General features: G+C 30.3%; 19 protein-coding genes. 14 read left to right on the top strand and 5 right to left on the bottom strand.

Annotated elements, in window-relative coordinates; translation table 11 throughout:
* Positions 1-180: 180 nt before the first annotated feature.
* From KGF38_RS00095 to KGF38_RS00040, 12 genes are all read left to right on the top strand, one after another.
* The gene (locus KGF38_RS00095; RefSeq protein WP_054271476.1) at positions 181-1,542 is read left to right on the top strand and encodes an MATE family efflux transporter; all 1,362 of its coding nucleotides are present in this window, start codon (positions 181-183) and stop codon (positions 1,540-1,542) included.
* A 94-nt stretch (positions 1,543-1,636) separates the two neighbouring features.
* The gene (locus tag KGF38_RS00090; protein WP_074179825.1) at positions 1,637-2,341 is read left to right on the top strand and encodes a GntR family transcriptional regulator; all 705 of its coding nucleotides are present in this window, start codon (positions 1,637-1,639) and stop codon (positions 2,339-2,341) included.
* Positions 2,342-2,541: 200 nt separating this feature from the next.
* On the top strand, positions 2,542-2,853 hold the full coding sequence (locus KGF38_RS00085) for a PTS sugar transporter subunit IIB (protein WP_074179824.1): 312 nt from the start codon (positions 2,542-2,544) through the stop codon (positions 2,851-2,853).
* 22 nt (positions 2,854-2,875) lie between these two features.
* Complete coding sequence (locus tag KGF38_RS00080) at positions 2,876-4,183, top strand: PTS sugar transporter subunit IIC (protein ID WP_074179823.1); 1,308 nt, start codon at positions 2,876-2,878, stop codon at positions 4,181-4,183.
* A gap of 82 nt (positions 4,184-4,265) precedes the next feature.
* Entirely contained in the window at positions 4,266-5,576 is a 1,311-nt protein-coding gene (locus KGF38_RS00075; RefSeq protein ID WP_054271473.1) for a 6-phospho-beta-glucosidase, read from the top strand.
* Positions 5,577-5,598: 22 nt separating this feature from the next.
* On the top strand, positions 5,599-6,330 hold the full coding sequence (gene chbG / locus KGF38_RS00070) for a chitin disaccharide deacetylase (RefSeq protein ID WP_054271472.1): 732 nt from the start codon (positions 5,599-5,601) through the stop codon (positions 6,328-6,330).
* A gap of 12 nt (positions 6,331-6,342) precedes the next feature.
* Entirely contained in the window at positions 6,343-6,660 is a 318-nt protein-coding gene (locus tag KGF38_RS00065) for a PTS lactose/cellobiose transporter subunit IIA (protein ID WP_021385850.1), read from the top strand.
* Between the two features lie 467 nt (positions 6,661-7,127).
* The gene (locus tag KGF38_RS00060; RefSeq protein WP_227832057.1) at positions 7,128-8,066 is read left to right on the top strand and encodes an ABC transporter substrate-binding protein; all 939 of its coding nucleotides are present in this window, start codon (positions 7,128-7,130) and stop codon (positions 8,064-8,066) included.
* 123 nt (positions 8,067-8,189) lie between these two features.
* Positions 8,190-9,203: an iron ABC transporter permease gene (locus KGF38_RS00055; RefSeq protein ID WP_219672858.1), complete on the top strand. Its 1,014-nt coding sequence runs from the start codon at positions 8,190-8,192 to the stop codon at positions 9,201-9,203.
* A gap of 17 nt (positions 9,204-9,220) precedes the next feature.
* Positions 9,221-10,231 (top strand): FecCD family ABC transporter permease, encoded by a 1,011-nt coding sequence (locus KGF38_RS00050; protein WP_413926736.1) that lies wholly within the window; start codon positions 9,221-9,223, stop codon positions 10,229-10,231.
* Positions 10,232-10,245: 14 nt separating this feature from the next.
* Positions 10,246-11,028 (top strand): ABC transporter ATP-binding protein, encoded by a 783-nt coding sequence (locus KGF38_RS00045; RefSeq protein WP_227832056.1) that lies wholly within the window; start codon positions 10,246-10,248, stop codon positions 11,026-11,028.
* Between the two features lie 11 nt (positions 11,029-11,039).
* Positions 11,040-12,380 carry an MATE family efflux transporter gene (locus KGF38_RS00040; protein WP_227832055.1) on the top strand — a complete coding sequence of 447 codons (1,341 nt, stop codon included), beginning with the start codon at positions 11,040-11,042 and terminating at the stop codon, positions 12,378-12,380.
* 159 nt (positions 12,381-12,539) lie between these two features.
* On the opposite strand, the gene KGF38_RS00035 is transcribed toward KGF38_RS00040, so the two are convergent.
* The 5 genes from KGF38_RS00035 to KGF38_RS00015 all read right to left on the bottom strand — a co-directional run bounded on the left by KGF38_RS00035 (position 12,540) and on the right by KGF38_RS00015 (position 18,575).
* Entirely contained in the window at positions 12,540-13,703 is a 1,164-nt protein-coding gene (locus KGF38_RS00035) for a UxaA family hydrolase (RefSeq protein ID WP_054271466.1), read from the bottom strand.
* A 12-nt stretch (positions 13,704-13,715) separates the two neighbouring features.
* Positions 13,716-13,991, bottom strand: a complete 276-nt coding sequence (locus tag KGF38_RS00030; protein WP_054271465.1) for a UxaA family hydrolase — start codon at positions 13,989-13,991, stop codon at positions 13,716-13,718.
* A gap of 20 nt (positions 13,992-14,011) precedes the next feature.
* Positions 14,012-14,986: a 2-keto-3-deoxygluconate permease gene (locus tag KGF38_RS00025; protein ID WP_074179817.1), complete on the bottom strand. Its 975-nt coding sequence runs from the start codon at positions 14,984-14,986 to the stop codon at positions 14,012-14,014.
* Positions 14,987-15,255: 269 nt separating this feature from the next.
* Complete coding sequence (locus tag KGF38_RS00020) at positions 15,256-17,163, bottom strand: sigma 54-interacting transcriptional regulator (protein WP_074179816.1); 1,908 nt, start codon at positions 17,161-17,163, stop codon at positions 15,256-15,258.
* 197 nt (positions 17,164-17,360) lie between these two features.
* Positions 17,361-18,575: an NAD(P)/FAD-dependent oxidoreductase gene (locus KGF38_RS00015; RefSeq protein ID WP_054271462.1), complete on the bottom strand. Its 1,215-nt coding sequence runs from the start codon at positions 18,573-18,575 to the stop codon at positions 17,361-17,363.
* A 244-nt stretch (positions 18,576-18,819) separates the two neighbouring features.
* On the opposite strand from KGF38_RS00015, the gene KGF38_RS00010 reads away from it, so the two are divergent.
* Together KGF38_RS00010 and KGF38_RS00005 are read left to right on the top strand one after the other, a co-directional pair.
* Positions 18,820-20,202, top strand: coding sequence for a TldD/PmbA family protein (locus tag KGF38_RS00010; RefSeq protein WP_074179815.1), 1,383 nt, complete (start codon positions 18,820-18,822; stop codon positions 20,200-20,202).
* An 11-nt stretch (positions 20,203-20,213) separates the two neighbouring features.
* Positions 20,214-21,089: a TldD/PmbA family protein gene (locus KGF38_RS00005; protein WP_227832054.1), complete on the top strand. Its 876-nt coding sequence runs from the start codon at positions 20,214-20,216 to the stop codon at positions 21,087-21,089.
* The last annotated feature ends 96 nt before the right edge of the window (positions 21,090-21,185 follow it).

Raw genomic sequence — 21,185 nt, 5'->3', positions numbered from 1 at the left:
TGAACTATATCCACTTAATTGATGTTAAGATAAGAATTATAATAGTAATTGAGGAAATAATTATATTTATACTTATGAGTATATAGCAATTATATTTATGATAGAGAGTTTAACTAAATAAGTTGATAAATCTAGCTGTATAAATAAATTTAAAATTTTATAATCTATAAGAGGTGGGAAATGAAAGATAGACTTGATTTAACAGAAGGAAGAATTACAGAAAAATTACTTAAACTATCACTTCCAATAATGGGGACTTCATTTATACAAATGGGATACAACATGATAGATATGATATGGGTTGGTAAAGCTGGAAGTAAGGCAGTAGCAGCGGTTGGAACGGCTGGATTTTTTCCATGGCTTGCAATGGCATTTATTATGATTTCTAAGGTGGGTGGAGAAGTAAAAGTAGCACAAAGTATAGGAGAAAACAATATAAGTGCCACCAAATCATATATAAAATCAGCAATAGAAATAAATATTATGTTAGCAATAATATATACAATATCTTTAATAGTGCTTAATAAACAGCTGATAGGTTTTTTTAAATTGGGAGATTTAGAAGTTATTACTATGTCTAGACAATATTTGATAATAGTAGCCTTAGGTATGGTATTTTATTTTATAAACCCAGTGTTTACTGCAATTTTCAATGGTCTTGGAAATAGCAAAACTCCTTTTTGCATTAATACAGTAGGATTAATAACTAATATTATACTTGACCCTATATTAATTTTTGGATGGGGTCCTGCTCCAAGACTTGGTGTAGCAGGAGCTGCTATAGCAACTGTATTTGCACAGATAGTAGTTACAATGTGTTTTTTATATATAGTTCTTAAGAGTAAAGAAGAATATTTTAGAATAAAAATATTTAGAAAAATAGAACTTAGATATTATAAAGTGTTGTATAAATTAGGTTTTCCCGTAGCGATACAGAATGGAATGTTCACAGTATTTTCAATGTTGCTAGGAGTAATCGTAGCATCATGGGGACCTGTTGCTGTTGCTGTTCAAAAAGTGGGCTCACAGATAGAAGCAATATCGTGGATGACTGCTGAAGGATTAGCAGTTGCATTAGGAAGTTTCGTTGGACAAAACTATGGTGCTAAAAAGTACTCTAGAATAAACAAAGGTTGTAAAATAGGTATAATTGTATCTTCTATACTTGGAATAATAACTACTTTAGTACTAGTATTTGCAGGAGAGAGTATATTTTCTGTTTTTATAGATGAAAGTGAAGCTATAGAAAAAGGGGCAACTTATCTTAAAATCCTAGGATATTCTCAGTTTTTTATGTGCTTAGAGATAATTACAACGGGAGCTTTCAAAGGATTAGGGAGAACCTATATACCTTCTACTATAGTTACTATATTGACTGGTGCAAGAGTACCATTAGCTTACCTTATATCCAGACCAGAAATATTAGGTTTAGATGGTGTATGGTGGAGTATAACTTTATCAAGTATCTTAAAAGGGACACTAATGATAAGTTTATTTATATATTTACTTAAAGTTGGAAAGTTGTATAAGATGTCTGAATAAAATTAAAATTATCTTAAATGTATAGACATTTTCTTTGTTTGTATATAAAATTATCTTATTATGTAAAAGATTTAACTAATAAGGAGTGAATTAAATGAAAGAGCCAATTTATAAAGTTATAGAAAATCATGTTAGAGAATTAATAAATTCAGATAGTTTGAAGAAAGGGGATTTAATCCCCTCTGAAAAACAGCTAAGTGAGGAGTTTAATGTGACTAGAATGACTGTAAGGTCTGCACTAAATAACTTAGTAAAAGAAGGATATATAGCCAGACAAAGAGGTGTAGGAAGTATAGTTCTTGCAAATAATATATATGATAATATATCATCTGTCAGTGGATTTACTAAAGAGATGGAAAGTAAAGGATATAAAGTATCTAACATATTGATATCTCTTGAGATAGTTCAAGCAGATGAAGAATTATCAAGTAGATTGAATATAAGTCTGGAAGAAAATGTATGGGAAATAAAAAGAGTAAGATTAGCAAATGATGCAAGAGTTTCATATATGATTACTTATATGCCAGTTAAGCTATTTCCAAATTTAAATAAGATGCATTGTGAAAATTCTCTTTATAATTTTGTTGAAGAAGTGTGTGGATATAAGATAGCTATGTCAGAGAGAGAAGTACAAGCTGTAATATCAAATGAAGAATGTATGGTCAACTTGAAGTTAGAAGAACCAGAGGCACTTTTATATATAAATCAAATCTGCAAGTTACAAAATAGTGAGGTTTTTGAATACTCACACACATATCATCATGGATATACTTTAACTTTGAGTGCTGTTGTCGAATAAAATTTAAATAAAATGAAAAAGTTTTCTTGAAATGTATATACATTTGATATATAATAATATCAAGAATTAAATGTATATACATTTAAAAATAAGATATATACATTGGAATAATAATTAATAAAAAAGCATACTTTAAATGTATAATTTAAAGAAATTATGACTTAAAAAATATTTAATAAATCTAATTTGGAGGGAAAAAAATGATAAAAATAATGTTAGCTTGTTCAGCAGGAATGTCAACTAGTTTGTTAGTTACGAAAATGGAGGATGCTGCAAAGGAAAACGATATAGAGGCGAAAATATGGGCTATATCAGAAGTAAACTTAAAAAATGAAATAGAAAATTGTGATGTCTTACTTTTAGGACCTCAAGTTAGATATGTATTAGGAAAAGCAACTGAAATGGCAAAACCACATAATATTCCAGTAGAAGTTATAAATATGATGGATTATGGAAGATGTAATGGAAAAGCTGTATTAGATAGAGCCATAGAATTAAATAATTCGAAATAAAGTTGTACTGGAGGATGTAAATATGGAAAAATTCATGTCATTTATGGATAAATATATAGTGCCTGTAGCTGCTAAAATAGGAGCTCAAAGGCACTTAGTAGCAGTAAGGGATGCATTTATAGCTATGATACCTATAACTATGGTAGGTGCATTAGGAACATTAATAAACAACTTGCCACTAAAAGCATATAAGAACTTAATGGCAAGTATATTTGGAGAAAACTGGACTACATTTGGAGGCGACCTTTGGTGGGGAGCAATAGGTACTATGGCAGTATTTTTAGTAATAGGTGTTGCCTATTTCTTAGCCAAATCTTATGAAAGTGATGGGTTACAGGCTGGACTTATAGCACTATCTATCTTTTTTATAATGGCTCCACAAATTGGTAAAATAGTTCCTGAAGGAGGAACTACAGCAGTTGAAGGATGGGGAATGATACAACAAACTTACTTAGGTACAGCAGCATTGTTCTCTTCTATATTAATAGGATTATTATCAACTGAGATATTTGTAAGATTATCTAAAGTAAAAAAATTAACTATAAAAATGCCAGATGGAGTTCCACCAGCAGTTTCAAGGTCATTTGCAAAGTTAATACCAGGAATGTTAACTATAATGATATTTACAGTAATAGGACTATTTATAAAGCTGTTTTCAAATGGAAGTTTCTTAACAGATATTTTAAATACTTATTTAGGAGCACCGCTATCAAATGTAGCTGATAGTCTAGGTTCTACAATGCTTATTGCATTTATAATTCATATACTTTGGACTGTTGGTCTTCATGGTGCAAATATAGCACTTCCTTTTACAGAAACTATACTTATGAAGTTAGGTGGAGAAAATGCTGCTTTAGCCCAAGCAGGAGCAACTGAAGGATACCATGTACTTGCAGGTTCATTCTTTGATGCATTTGTATATTTAGGTGGTTCTGGAATGGTATTAGGATTAATTATAGCTTTAATAATAGCAGGAAGAAGACGTAAAGAAATGATAGTATTAGGTGGGCCACCAGCAATATTTAATATAGGAGAACCATTAATATTTGGACTTCCAATAGTTTTAAATCCTATATTTATGATTCCATTTGTACTTGCACCAGTAATATGTAGTGCTGTATCATACTTAGCAATAGATTTTGGATTAGTAGCACCAGTAATTTTACCTAAAATACCTTGGGTGACACCTCCTATACTAGGTGGGGCAATGGCTACAGGCGATTGGACTGGTGGAGCTTTAGCACTATTTAATTTAATATTGTCAATATTAATATATATTCCATTCGTCATAGCATCTGAAAAAATGGAGGCTAAGAAACTAAAAAATTAACAACTAGGTAATTTTATTCGTATAATTAATTTATCAAGTTGTATAGAATACACTAAATTATAGGTAAGGATGGTATAATGAGATGAAAAATGGACTAAAAATAGTTACAATCGGAGGAGGTTCAAGTTATACTCCTGAGCTTGTAGAGGGTTTTATAAATAGATATGAAGAGCTACCTGTAAAGGAATTGTGGCTTGTAGATATAGAGGATGGAAAAGAAAAATTAGAGATAGTAGGAAATTTAGCTAAAAGAATGGTAAAAAAAGCTGGAATAGATATGAAAATAAATCTTACATTAGATAGAAGAGAAGCTCTAAAAGATGCAGATTTCGTGACAACACAACTTAGAGTAGGTCTTTTAGATGCAAGAATTAAAGATGAAACTATTCCTTTATCTCATGGAGTTATGGGTCAAGAAACTAATGGTGCTGGAGGGCTATTCAAAGCCCTTCGCACAATACCAATTATATTTGATATAATAAAAGATGTGGAAGAATTATGTCCAAATGCATGGATGGTGAACTTTACAAATCCAACAGGAATAATAACAGAAGCTGTATTCAAATATACTAACTTTAAAAAATATATAGGTTTATGTAATGTTCCAATTCATCTAAAAAACGATGTTGCCAAACTATTTAATGTAAAAAGCGATAGAATAAGTATGGATTTTGCAGGTCTTAATCATATGGTTTATGGTTTAAATGTATTTTTAGATGGAGAAGATGTTACAAAAGAAGCAATAGATAAGTTTGTTAAAGCAGATATAAGTATGCAAAACATAAAGGCAATTGACTTTAATTCAGAATTTATAAAATCTCTAGGTGCAATACCTTGTCCATATCATAGATATTATTATAAAACTAAAGAAATGCTTGAAGATGAGTTGAGGGAGTTTAAAGAAGGAAAAGCCAGAGGTCAAGTAGTTAAAGAATTAGAGGAGCAACTATTTGATTTGTATAAAGATGAAAAACTAGATATAAAACCACCTCAGCTTGAAAAAAGAGGGGGAGCTTATTATAGTGATGCAGCTTGTAATTTGATAAGCTCTATATACAATGATAAAAAAGATATTCAAGTAGTTAATACATTAAACAATGGTGCTATAAGAGACTTTAAAGACGAGCAAGCTGTAGAAGTCAGCAGTGTAATAACAAAAAATGGTCCAAAACCACTAAGTATGGGATACTTACCAGATTCTGTACATGGGTTAGTAAGTCAAATTAAGTCATTTGAAGTATTGGCAGCTAAAGCAGCTGTATATGGAGATTATGAATCTGCCCTTTTGGCACTTTGTATAAATCCATTGATTCCTTCAGATGATTTGGCGAAAACTATATTAGATGAAATGTTAGAAGCTCATAAGGATTATCTTCCTAGATTTAATAGATAATCTATAGAAAGTAGGTTGTGGTATGACTAAAATTATAATAAATGCAGATGACTTTGGCTATTGTGAAGCTGTGAATTATGGTATAATATCAGCTCATAATAATGGAATAGTGAAGTCTACTTCTATGATGGCGAATATGCCTGGAGTAGAACATGGAGTAAAATTACTTAAAGAAAATAAGTCTTTAAATTGTGGCGTTCACATGACTTTAAGCTGTGGTAGACCATTATTATCTGACTTAAAAACTATTGTTGACAAAGAAGGTTTTTTTATTAGAAGAATTACAGACGAAATTATTAAAAATATGGATTGTGATGAGATTTATAGAGAACTTTGTGCTCAAATAGATAAAGTAAAAGAACTTGGAATAGAAATATCTCATCTGGATAGTCACCATCATATCCATACTTTAGTAAGTTTAAAGCCAGTGATAGAGAAGATTGTAAATAAGTATGACCTTCCAATAAGAGGCGGATTTGAATATAATTTAGAGTATTCAAAGGTAGTTCCATTAATTGATAGTTTTTATAAGGAAAATGTAAGTGAAGAGTTTTTTATAAAAAATATAGACAAAATAATGAAGTATGATGTAGTGGATATTATGTCTCACCCAGCTTTTTTAGATGATTATATTTTAAATTCTACATCTTATGCAATTGATAGAACAAAAGAGCATAAGATACTTACATCTAAAGGAGTCAAAGAATTTTTAGAAAAGAATGGATTAGTCATATCAAGCTATAGAGATATTTAGGAGGTAGAATATATGGATGAAAAAATGATAGAAATATCTTTTGGAATAATTGGATTTGCAGGGGATGCAAAAGGATTGGCATTTGAAGCTATAAAAGAAGCGAAGAGTGGGAATATAGACAAAGCTAGAGAATGTATTGAAAAGTCAAAAGAATCAATTCATAAAGCTCATAAATTCCAAACAGAACTAATACAAAATGAAGCTAGTGGTAATAAAACTGATATAAGTGTTATACTTATTCATGCACAAGACCATTTAATGACGTCTATGAATTTTCAGCAATTAGCAGAAGAATTTATAGATGTATATGAAAGATTAGAAAATAAGTAATTTAAAGCATTTATCATAAAAAGAGTATCTGTAATGATTTATTATAATTATTACAGATACTCTTTTTATTAAAATAGAATTTACTAATCTATTATGCTTTTATCCATGTTTTAAAATTTAGACTTCTCATAATTATAAGGTATACTAGTGCCAACAACTACATCTTCAATTTTTTCAATAATAAGCCAATCATCCATATTTTAAACCCTTCTTACTAAAGATTTCTTTATAAATTGTATTTTATCATTGTTTAACTGAAAAGTCATTCTGTCTATATAAAAATTCAAGTTTTAAATTATTGTTTAATATGAGAAAACCTTATCTGTAGTATATATAATTAAGATTAATTAGGAATTTTTATCCTTTTACAAAATAATATTGACTAAAAATAGAAAAATGCTATAATAAATATGTGCTTATGATAATCAATATCATATAAATATAATAAACAAGTAGGAGAAAAAATCATGAAAAAAATAAAATCACTTGCAATATTTATATCTATTATAACTACGCTAGTACTTGTTACAGCATGTTCAGATAAGAATGCAGAGAATGAAGATAAATCAGATACAAGGGTTGTACAATCTGTTAAAGGAGAGGTTAAGATACCATCAAATCCTAAAAAAATAGTTGATATATCAGGAAGTAGTGAAGAACTATTATTAGTAGGCCATAAACCTGTTGCAACAGCAAATGTAGACTCATATGAAACTGATAAATTACCAAGTTACATAAGAGAAGAACTTAAAGATGTAAAAATAGTTGGACACTCAATGATGGATACTATGGATATGGAAGCTATATTGGAAGTAAATCCTGATTTAATAATAATGAGTCAAAGACAAGAGAAAATATATGACCAATTAAAAGAAATAGCACCTGTAGTAATGATGAAAGATTATGCAAATGACTGGAGAAGTAAGTTAACTGATGTTTCAAAGTTATTTGATAAAGAAGAGGATGCTAAAAACTGGTTACAGAAGTATGATGAAAAGGCTACAAAATTGGGTAAAGAAGTTACGGAGAAAAATGGAGAAAAAACTTACTTACCAGTATTAGCTAGCTCAGGTCAATTTATGGTATTTAGTGATGGTGGAATAGGAACTTTAATCAATGATGATATGAAGCTAGCTAGACCTAAGAACATGCCTAAACAAGATGGAATAACATTGCCAATGGTAAGTATGGAAGGTCTAACAGATATAGATGCAGACCATATAGTTGTAATTGCCACAGAAGCAGATAAAAAAGATTTAGAAAATAGTGCTATCTGGGCTCAAATAAGAGCAGTAAAAAATGGAAATGTAACAATACTTGACGCAGCGCCATTTTTTAGTCAATCATATAATCCAATCGGAAAAGAGTTATTATTAGAATCAGTTAAAAATGAATTAACAAAGTAATTCTTAACTTAGTAGGTGTGAGATAATGATATTCATTTTTCACACCTATTTTTAATAAAACTTAGAAAATATTTAATAGATATTATTATACTAACAATTAAAAGGGAGAAGGAGGTAGGATAATTGACTAAGTTTAATAAAAAAAATTTAACTTATTTACTGATATTAATAAGTCTAGTTGTACTTGTGCTTGGAATTGTATTATCCATAGCTATTGGGGCAAAAGATATGAATCTGTCAACTGTTATAGATAGTTTAATAAAAATGGAAGATGGGATAAATATGAGAATAGTAAAGGATGTTAGACTTCCAAGAGCAATAGCAGCAGCACTTGTTGGAGGCTTTTTAGCAGTTTCTGGGGCAATAATGCAGGGGATAACAAGAAATCCTATAGCGGAACCTTCTGTTATAGGTATTACACAAGGGGCTACATTTGCAATTGCAATATCACTAGTGCTTCAAAAAACACTTCCTCAGCTTATACATGGAAATCTTAGTGTAATGATGTTTGCATTTATTGGAGCAAGTATAAGTGGATTATTTATATATTTTATAAGTTCTAAGTCAAGAGGAAGAGTTAATAATGTAAAATTAGCTCTTGCAGGAGTAGCACTTGGGACACTACTAATTTCTTTAGCATCAGCGATATCTATGTATTTTAATCTATCTCAACAATTGAGCTTCTGGATATCAGGAGGTCTTGTAGGAGTGAATTGGGAAGGTGTAAAGTTATTATTTATAGCTGGTGGTATTGGATTTATATTAGCTATGGTTATGGCTCCAAGAATAACTATATTAAGCCTTGGGGAAGAAGTAGCAATAGGATTAGGTCAAAAAACTAACACTGTTAGATTCATATGTATAATACTCGTAATATTAATGACTGGAGCATCTGTTTCAGTTTCTGGTAATATTATTTTTATAGGTCTTATAGTCCCTCAAATAGCTAAAGGAATAGTAGGTTCAGATTATAAGTATATAATACCAAGTTCTTTAGTTCTAGGAGCTGTATTGCTTGTATATACAGATATATTAAGTAGGATTATAAATCCTCCATATGAGACACCAGTAGGTTCTATAACAGCACTTATAGGAGTGCCAATATTTATATACCTTGTTAGAAAGGGGGAAAAATAAGTACTATGAAAAATATTATGAAAAACAATTCAAAAACATTGCTTGTTGTATCCATTTTAGTGGTACTTATTTTTATCACTTTTCTAGTGAGTTTAAACATGGGTTCATTTTCCATAGAACCAATGGATGTTATAAAGACTTTTTTAGGGCAAGGTCAGCGTAATCATGAAATTGCAATATTTAAATTGAGATTACCAAGAATAGTAATAGCTCTTTTGGTTGGTTCAGCATTATCAACAGCAGGTGTAATACTTCAAGGTGTTACAAAGAATGATTTAGCAGACTCTGGTATTTTGGGGATAAACTCAGGCGCTGCATTATTTGTAGTCGTTTATATATACCTTATGAATGGGAATGTTTATGAAGGAATGAGTAATCTTACCGTATTTACAATGCCAGTTGTTGCACTTGTAGGAGCTTTATTTGGAGCTTTTCTTATATATTCTCTTGCATGGAAAGGTGGTATAAATTCTTCAAGATTACTACTTATTGGTATAGGTATAAACATAGCTTTCACATCGATTTTGACGATATTCCAATTGAAGTTTACAACACAAGAATTTAATAGAGTCATGGCATGGACATCAGGTAGTATTTGGGGAACTAGTTGGAAATATGTGATAGCTGTACTTCCGTTTATAGTAGTTTTTATGGGTATAACTATATATAAAGCAAAGTATATAGATGTTTTAAACTTGGGTGACGAAGTATCTACGAGTCTTGGTGTAGAAGTAGAAAAACAGAGAAGAAGACTTATAATATATGCAGTAATTTTATCAGGTGTATCTACAGCAGTAGCGGGTAGTATTTCATTTTTAGGTTTAATAGCTCCACATATAGGTAGAAAAATAATAGGACCAAAACATAAAAGATTAATACCAGTATCAGCACTTATAGGGACATTATTACTTTTAGTTGCAGATACGATATCTAGAAATATTCTGGCACCTATAGAGATACCAGTGGGTATAGTGGTTTCTATAATAGGAGTGCCATACTTTATTTATTTAATGTTGGCAAATGATTAAGAAAGGGTGTTGTTATGAACTGTATAAATACTAAGAATTTAAATATATCATATGGAAATACAGATATTGTAAAGAATTTAAATTTGAATATACCAAAAGGAAAAATAACTACTATAATAGGGGCTAATGGTTGTGGAAAATCAACAATACTTAAAACTATAGGAAGAATTATTAGCCCTAAGAGTGGAAGTATATATATAAATGGAAACGACATCCATAAAAAGAAATCCAAAGAAATAGCAAAAGATATGGCTGTACTTCCACAAAGTCCTCAGGCTCCTAGTGGTCTTACTGTTTCAGAGTTAATTTCTTATGGAAGATTTCCTCATAAGAGTGGGTTTGGTAATTCTAGCAAAGAGGACAGAGATATTGTAAATTGGAGTTTAGAAGTTACTGGAATTTCAGATTTTAAAGATAGAAATATAGAAGATTTATCAGGAGGGCAAAGACAAAGGGCATGGATAGCTATGGCTTTAGCACAAGAGACTGATATATTACTACTAGATGAGCCTACAACATATTTAGACTTAGCTCATCAGTTAGAGATACTAAAATTATTAGATGAATTAAATAAAAAACAAGGAAGAACTATTGTCATGGTAATACATGAACTTAATAATGCAGCGAGATTTGCTGACCACATGATAGGTATTAAGAAAGGTAAAATAGTTTGTGAAGGTGATGCACATGATGTTATGACGAAAGATAATCTAAAAGAATTATTTAACATTGATGCAGAGATAGCAACAGACCCAAGAACAAACAAACCAATTTGTATAACTTATGACATGGTATAAATGGTGACAACATGGAAAATCAAGAAGCATTAAGACATGAAAAAATATGGATTTTATTATTTAGATATTCGATACCTGCAATAATAGCAATGATGGCAACTTCACTTTATAATGTAGTAGATAGAGCATTTATTGGCTCTATGGAAGGCATTGGTTCCATAGCTATTGCAGGTCTTGGTGTAACTATGCCAGTATTCACACTAATAATAGCTTTTGGGATGCTAATATCGGTAGGTGCTAGTACAAGATTGTCTATCAAGCTAGGTGAAAGAAATAAAGAAGAAGCAGAAAAGATATTAGGTAATGCTTTGACATTATCTATAATTATATCTTTAATAATAACTGTATTAGGGTTAGTTTTTTTAGAAGATATACTTTTTATTTTGGGTGCAAGTAAAGATTCAATCTCTTATGCAAAAGACTATATGAGTGTTATATTGGTTGGAAGTATATTTAATCTAGTTGCATTTTCTCTTAATAATGCAATTAGGGCAGAAGGTAATCCAAAATTAGCAGCAAGGACAATGATTGTAGGTTGTGTACTAAATTTAATATTAGACCCTATATTCATATTTGTGTTTGATTTAGGTATAAAAGGAGCAGCTATAGCAACAGTACTCTGTCAAGTTATAGTATGCATTTGGGTAACACAGTACTTTATAAGAGGGAAGTCTAATTTAAAACTAAAAAAGTGTAATTTAAAGTTGGATAAAGATATAGTGAAAAATGTATTTGCAATAGGTATGACACCTTTTGCTATGGAAGTAGCTATAAGCATAACTCATATGTTTACAAATAATTCTCTAAAGGCTTATGGTGGAGATTTGGCTATTGGAGCTATGACAGCACTTACATCTATTTTATTGATGTTTATGATGCCTGTGTTTGGTTTGAATCAAGGTATGCAAACTATAATATCATACAATTATGGTGCAAAACAATATGAGCGTGCAAAGAAAACTTTAATACTATCTATTATAGTATCAATTGTTATATTATCATTTGGATTTTTAGTAGTACAAGTTTTTCCAGAAGTATTTGTAGGTATATTTAATAAAGATTCAGATTTAATGGAAATAGCTGTAAGAGGTATAAATATAAATCTAATTACATTGCCTATAATGGGAATTTCCATTGTAGGGCCTGTATATTTCCAATGTATAAGTAAGGTTAAACATTCTATGTTTTTAACTCTTTTAAGACAATTTATTTTATTTATACCATTAATTATTGTACTTCCAATTCAGTTCAATTTGGATGGGGTTTGGTTAGCACAGCCAATTGCAGATTTTATTGCTATGATAATTGTATTGTTATTCTTAAAAAGGGAATTTAAAACAAGTCAAGTATAGATATATAAAAAAGTAAAAGGTCTATCTAGAAATAATTTTGATTATTGAGAGATAGACCTTTTTATATATTTCAAATTTTATGTTGAAGAATAGTATCCTGTATATTTATAGAAGGAGTATATCTATATAAAGATATTTTATTATTATATTTATCAGATATTAAAATGTAGAAGCAATTCTATAAATACCAAATTCTCTATGACCAAGACTTTCAGCTTTAGTATATTTACCATTACAGACTTCTACTATTTCGTTGAATATTTCTTGACCTATATCTGCTATTTTAGCACCATCTGTTATTATTCTACCCGCATTTATATCTATATTGTCTGGCATTTTGTTGTATGTACCACTATTTCCAGTGATTTTAATAACTGGAGAAATTGGGCTTCCTGTTGGAGTACCTCTACCAGTTGAAAAGATTACGATTTGTGCACCACCTGCTACCATACCAGTAATAGAATCTATGTCTTGTCCTGGTGTATCCATAAAATACAGACCTTTTTTATCAGAAGGTACAATATCGGCGTATTCAAGAGCACCTTTGAATGGTTTATTACCCGCTTTATACATACATCCAAGTGATTTTTCTTCAATTGTTGAAAGTCCGCCAGCTTTATTACCTGGAGTAGGTTGACCACTACGTAAATCTTCTCCCATGGCAATTGCTCTCTTTTCTACATCACTTACAAATTTAAGAAACTTATCTTTCATTTTTTCATCTTCAAAACGAGTAGCTAATAAATGTTCTGCACCAATTACTTCTGTAGTCTCACTTAGTATACTGCTTCCACCCTCATCTACAAGAAGGTTTGAAGCGACTCCAATTGAAGGATTTGAAGCTATTCCACTTGTTGGGTCAGAACCACCACATTCAAGTGCTAATGTAATTTCGCTCATATCGAACTCAACCCTTACTTCTTTTGATACTTCACGAGACATTTGACCTATTATTTCAGCTCCTTTAGAGACTGTTTTTAATGTTCCACCACATTCTTGTATAACAACATAATCTACTTTTTTTCCTGTTGTAGCTATCTCAGAAGCTAAGTCTTTTGCTTGAATACCATCACAACCAAGACCAACTACTAAAACTGCGGCAACATTAGGATTTTTCCCAAAGCCTATCAATGTTTTTGCTGTAAGTTCTATATCAGAACCAATTTGACAACATCCATGTTGATGAGGTATAGCTATTGCTCCAGGTACAAGTGATGCTATTCTTGTAGCTGTCTCACTTGAACATACAGATGTTGGAATAACTAAAATATGATTACGAATACCAAATTGTCCATTTTCTCTTAAATAACCCATTAATTTCATTTTAATTACCTCCTATTTTTTGTCTCCACGACCACGTGTACTTTCAATATTATGTACATGAACATAATCACCAGTTTTTATGTCAACTGTTGCGATTCCTATAACTTCACCATATTTATAGACAACATCACCTTTTTTTACATCCTCTGTAGCCATCTTGTGAAAAACAGGGATATCATCATTTACTATGTAAGATTCTCCATCAATTGAAACTTTTTCACCTTTAACTAAAGGTCTAACACATGTAACTAGATTATCTTTTTCATTTGCATGAATAATTGCATTCATTACTTTTACCTCCTTAAATATTAATTTACTTCAATGTTTTCATTTGCTTTAAAAATACCTTTTTTCCTTTTTTCTCTCTTATCTAAATAAGAAACCAACATTGGACAACATATTGCTGTAACAATGATAGCAGCAGCAACCTGCACTGTTGAAACGGCTGCAATTGTCGCTAGAGTAGGGTCTATAGCAGCTAAAGCTTCAGGAGTACCAGCTGCATTACCAGCTGTTGTACCAGTAGCTGCACCTACTGCTGGATGCTCTGCACGTATAAGTTTCATTACAAAATATCCACCCATACCAGTTATTAGAGTAACTCCTAAACCAAGACCAACCCCAGGTAATCCAGCAGTTATAATTTGATTAAAGTTTAATGCTGCTCCTAAAGGAAAAGCAAAGAAAGGAATTAATAATGTTGTACCAGGTGCAAGGAATTCTCGTATATCTTCATCAAGATTTCCAAGTATAAATCCAAGTAATATTGGTATAAGTGCTGCAAATAGTGCTACTATAGGTACATTTGCAAGCCCAGTCACTCCAAAAGCAAGCATTGTGAAAAAAGGACCATCATTTAGTGATAATATAGATATTGCTCCAACATCTGTAGAGTCTCCATATTCCCCTGCAAGTGCAGCAAATAGGCCTCCATTTGAATTAGTCATGGTAGCAACTATGGCAAGAGGTGTAATACCAAGTATACCTTTAGGGCCTATAAATTTACTGACAATAATACCTAATACTGCACCAATTATGAATTTTGTTGCTGTAAGTGCTATTCCTTTAGTCAATGGTTTACCAGCTTGTCTAATGTTAATTTGAGCTCCATTACATAGACAAAATAGAGCAAGTATACTCATTGCACCAGTTTTAAATAAGGACGTTGTGAATCCTCCAATTTCTAGAGCTTGTGGACATACTGTATTAAATAGTGCTCCCAATAACAGGGGACATACCATAAGTCCTCCTGGCATCTTTTTCACTGATTTCAAGATGTGCATTTAGTATCACTCCTTTTTATTTTTATATAAGTATCTAAAAGCAATTACTATGCCAATATATAGATTTTATGTTTTAAGTTATTATGATTATTTTTGCTGATTGCTTGAAGTGCTGTAGAATACTTAGAACTAAAAGTATAATTGTGTAAATCTTAACATTGAAAATAATTATTTCATTATATAATAATATTTCTCAGTGAAAACAAATAAACGTCTTATGTATTAAAATTAAACATAAAACGTTTCGATATATTAAGTATGTATTATTTTTAAACATCACTTTCCATTTCTTTTAACTTTCTCCATAGAGTAGAGCGAGTTATTTTTAGAATTTCACAAGTCTTTGTAGTATTTCTATTGTTTTCGTTGTAAATTTTATAGATATATTTTTTTTCTAGTGTCTTTAAATCTAAGTTATTACATTCAAAATTATTATTTATATTATCTATATTGCTTGTATTATCTATATTATTTATATACTCACTGTTATATTTTTCTAATAAAATCGAGTCAAATGATTCTACAATAACAGCTCTTTCCATCATTCCTTCTAATTCTCTTATATTTCCTTCATATTTTCGTTCGAGAAGTACTTGCTTAATATTTGGAGTGATAATTAAAGGGGCTTTGTTGTATTTGACTGAGTATTTATGTATAAAAAATTCTGATAGTTTTAATATATCTTCTTTTCTTTCTTTTAATGAAGGGAGATATAGTGTTAAGATATTTATTCTAAAATAAAGGTCTTGTCTAAATAAACCATCACGCATCATATTTTTTAAGTCTTTATTAGAAGCACAAATAATTTTTACATCTATAGGAATGACTTTATCACCACCAATTCTCATAACTTGTTTTTCCTGTAAGACTCTCAATAGTCGTCCTTGAAGTTCAAGAGGAATTTCACTTATTTCATCGAGAAAAATTGTACCCTCATGCGCTAGTTCAAATACACCTGCTTTTCCTTTTTTTCTCGCACCTGTAAATGAACCTTCCTCATAACCAAAAAATTCACTTTCTATTAAAGATGGAGGTATAGCAGCACAATTTACAGCTACAAAAGGTGCATTTTTACGTTTACTATAGTTGTGTATGCTTTGACAAAACAGCTCTTTACCAACACCTGATTTTCCAGTGATAATCATAGGGGTGTCATAACAGGCATATTTCTTTGCAATTTCTATGCAATTTTTCGTTTTTTCACTAGCATGAATTATGTCATCGAAAGTGTATTTAGCAGAGAGACCTTTATTTAATAGACTTCTTCTTATTGTATGCTCAAAAGAACTTATCTCCTTGCTATCTTGAAAGGTAGAAACAGCTCCTTGGATTTGACCATCGACGATGATTGGAACTCTATTTGTTATGATTTTTGTACTTCCTATATTTTGTATTTCACCAATTTGTGGCTCCATAGTTTCAACTACTTGAGGAAGGACTGTATTTGGGATTACGTCTATAATGTTATGATAAAGTGCATTCTCTTTTTTTATACCAAATATTTTTTCTGCACTCTTATTAAATAATGTGATTATAAAATTTTTGTCAACAGTTATTATGCCATCATGTACAAAATCTGTCATAGCTTCTATCTGTAATCTTCTTTTTTGTTCATCTTTGGTTGCATCAAGTATTTGTTCTGCTTGTTGAATGGCTCTAAGTATATTTTCTTCCCTAGATTCGATTAATATCCCCTTGCAATTGAGTCTTTTAACAATATGTGCAACAGTAGTATCTCCTATGTATGTGTTGATACCTTTTTTTCTGTATTTCTCTATAGCATCATAAATCTCTTCTTCTTTTTCAATTTCAATCATAGTTATTTTCTTATTTAATATTTCTTCTATGATGTCAAAACCATAGATTACATTATTAAATCCAATTATTCCAAATGGCTCATTAGAGTTTTTTACTTCTTTATAGCTTTCTATGATATCATAAGCATCTACTTTAATCTCAACTATAGGTATGTTGTAAGTAGCTTTTAGCATATTGTAAGTACCACCTCGGCTTATGATGATTCTAGTTCCATGATTAATACTTTTTTCCGCAAGAGGTATCCCTTCTTTTAGATTACCAAATACAACATCAATATTTGTATAATTGTATTTTTTAACTATATGAATTGATTTTTCATAGGTTCCTTTAGTGGGAGCAATAACGAGTATTTCTTTCATAATAATTCCTCCATTTTTCATCAAATAAACTTAAATATTATACTGTGACTAAATTTTATCAGTTATATTTTAATATTTTACTTTATATTTAATTATAAATAAAGTGTTTTTAAAAAGAGCATTATAAAAGACTGTACAAAAAAGAAGTTTTAGAATTCTAAAACTTCTTTTTTGTACAGTCTTTTAATGTGTAATATCTATTTATCAAATCTATTTACTCTAAATAATTTCATATTTTTATTTTCTTTACCAAGATACAATTCACTCAACATTATACCACCCAATATTGCAAAGAGTATTCCATTGGCTCCATAACCTAGGCAATACCATAGATTGTGGTTTTTGTTATCTGGTCCAATAAACCCTAAATTATCTAAAGTAGAAGCAAAGCAACCACAATATTTATATTCAATCTGTATATCCTTTATATCCTTAAACATGCTTTTCAATCTTTGCTCTAAAATATCATACTTTTTATTAGCTAAAGTTTCATTTTCTATATCATCAAAACTTACATCCTCGCCACCTATAATTAATCTATTATCTTTTGTAGTTCTTAGATAATTATATGGGTCGCAGTTATCTCTAATTAGAATATTGTTTTTCCAAGAATCTATGTTTTTAATTGGCTTTGTTGCTATATTAAAAGTATTTGACTTAGTTGCAAAGTTTCTTTTGGTAAATAAACTTGTATTGTATCCTGTAGCTACAATTAGTTTTTTTCCATGAACTTTATAACCATAAGATACTTCAGCAGTTACTTTATCATTTGCGAAATCTACTTTTTTTACTTCTGTATTTTCATATACCTGAAGACCATTTTTTAGACTTACATCGATTAAATGATGACTGTATTTATATGGGTCCAATTCTCGTCCTCCGTTTTTTGCTATTAATCCTGATTTTAAATCAAAACTAAAAGGGTTTGTAGATTCATCAATATATTCAACATCAAATCCATTTTCTTTTCTTAAATTATATTCTTCTTTTATAGCCTTAATTTCAAGCTTATTAGCAGTGTAAAGTAGAGTATCTCTTTTAGCATAATCACACTTATTTCCATATAGTTCTATAAATTCATCTAATTCTTCAAGTGCTGATACACAAAGATTGTATGCTTTTATTGCATCAGTTAAAGTCATAACTTCTGTTAAGTCTATCAAATTGTCATCTAATTCGTATTGCAAAAGAGAAGTGGTTACACTAGTGCTTCCGTGTGCAATCCTTCCTTTTTCTAGAATGACTGATTTTATATTGTTTTTAGCTAGATAGTAAGCACAAATGCATCCAGTAACACCGCCACCAACAATTATAACATCAGTATCAATATCATCAGTAAGATATGGAAATTGTTTTGGTATTTTGTTTATATTGGTAAAAATAGGCTTTCCTTTTACATATTCTTGATTCATATATTTCACTCCTAACATTTATTATGTATGAGTGTATTATTTTCTATAGCAAATAATATTATACATTTTAATTATCTAGATATATGGGTATGTATAAATAAAAATGTGATAACATTTTAGAGTAAAACATATGTATAATATATTCATAAGTACTTTGTTTTAAGTAATAGTGGTATATAATGTTTTTAATAAGAAAAGAGATTTAATAAAAATCAATTAAAAATTTAAAGTAGGAGGTAAATTTATGCTTTCAAAAGATATAGCTTCAAAGGTATTAGAAAAGTGTCTAATTACTGGAGGAGATTTTGCTGAGATTTTTGAAGAAGACACTCTAAATAATTCTATCAGTTTAATAGATAATAAAGTAGAAAATGCAATAGGTGGAAGAAATTATGGTATAGGAATAAGAATATTTAAAGGTTTAAAGAGTATATATGCTTATACAAGTGACAATTCTCTAAGTAGTCTGTTGGATGTAGCATATAAAGCTGCTGTTGCTTTAGGCAAATTAGAAGATGGTAAAAGTATAATATTAAATGACAGTATTAAAATAAATAACATACATAATATAAAAATTTATCCAAATTCAATAGATAATAGAGATAAAGTAAATGTAATGAAGGTTGCATATAAGAGTGCAAAAGCGTTTAGTAGTGATATATCTCAAGTAAGTGTTAGTTATTCAGATAAAGACCAAAAAATATTAATTGCAAATACTGAAGGGATATATGTTGAGGATAGAAGAATAAGAACGAGACTTGGAATAAGTTCAGTTGCATCTAAAGGCAATGAAAATCAAACTGGATTTGAAGGACCAGGAGGTTGTAAAGGATTTGAGATATTTGAAGAAATAGACCCAGAATACTATGCGAAAGAATCAGCTAGAGTAGCACATACTATGTTGCATGCTAAAAATTGCCCAGCAGGTAATATGATGGTAGCAATCGATAATGGATTTGGTGGGGTAATTTTCCATGAAGCTTGTGGTCATTCTCTGGAAGCTACATCAGTTGCAAAAGGAAACTCTGTATTTGCAGATAAATTAGGTCAACAGATTGCTTCTACAAAGATTACAGCTATAGATGATGGAACAATACCAAATTACTGGGGCTCTATGAATATAGATGATGAAGGAAATCCAGCTCAGAAAAATATACTAATTGAAAATGGGATATTAAAGTCTTATATGATAGATAAACTTAATGGTAGACGAATGGGAATGAATCCTACAGGAAATTCTCGTAGACAAAACTATAAATTTGCTCCAACTTCAAGAATGACCAATACTTATATTGCTGCTGGAGAAGATAAACCAGAAGATATTATAAAGTCAATGCCAGATGGACTTTATGCTAAAAAAATGGGTGGTGGCTCTGTAAACCCTGTAACAGGAGAGTTTAATTTTGCAGTTTCAGAGGGATACTTGATAAAAAATGGAGAAATACAAGAGCCAGTTAGAGGAGCTAGTTTGATTGGAAAAGGTAGTGATGTACTTATGAATATAGATATGGTTGGGGATAACTTAGAACAAGCTCAGGGGATGTGTGGTTCATCCTCAGGAAGTATACCAACTAATGTAGGTCAGCCTATGATAAGAGTAAAAGAAATTACTGTAGGTGGAAGATAGGAGGGATAAGTATGGAACTTAAAAGTTTTAAAGATATATTATTTAAAAAAGCTCTAAGCGAAGGTTTTGAAGAGTGTGAGGTATACTATTATACAGGAGAAAATCTAAGTATAAATATATATGAAGGCGAAGTTGAGAAATACAATCTTGATAAGTCTTTTGGTTTGTCTTTTAGAGGAAAAATAAATGGAAAGATAGGTTACTCTTATACAGAAATTTTAGATGATAAAGCTGTTGATATGTTGATAAAAAATGTAAAAGATGGAGTAAATACTATTGAAAATGAAGATGTACAATTTATATATGAAGGTGATAAGCAATATAATGAGGTAAAAACTTATTCTAAAGAGCTAGAAAATTTAGAAGCAGATAAGTTGATTGATTTAGCCTTACAAATGGAAAGAGAAACTAAAGCTTATTCAAACAAGGTAATAAATTTATCTAGATGTACTCTATCTTATTCTGTATCAAGTAATGGTATATATAATACTAAAGGTCTTGATTTAAGCAATAAGACTAATATGCTTATAGGATTTGTAGTTCCCATTATACAAGACAATGAACAAAAATATGATGGAGTAGGGTATAATATAGCAACTTCTATTGAAGAAATAAAGCCTTATGAGATAGCAAAACTTGGTGTTGAAGATGCTTTATCTAAGGTAGGGGGTAAGAGTATCCCATCAGGTAAATATAAAACTATATTGTTTAATGAAGCTATGGTATCTTTGCTTAGCACATTTTCTGGAATATTTAATGCAGATTCAGCTCAAAAAGGATTATCTTTATTGAAAGATAGAGAAGGAGATATGATAGCATCTCCTATAGTTACAATAGTTGATGACCCACTTTTAGAAAATGGTATGGCATCGACTCCTTTTGATTAAAAAATAGCTACGCACACTCGTGACTTTAGTCGTGAGTTAGTAGCTAAAATAGTCAGCATATAGGGAAACTTATATGTAGAGATAGGATAGAACCTA

Source organism: Clostridioides sp. ZZV14-6387, from assembly GCF_020657835.1.
GTDB classification, from domain to species: Bacteria; Bacillota; Clostridia; order Peptostreptococcales; family Peptostreptococcaceae; genus Clostridioides; species Clostridioides difficile_A.
Note: the sequence above shows the minus strand (reverse complement) of the source record. Positions and strands in the feature narration are given on the sequence as shown.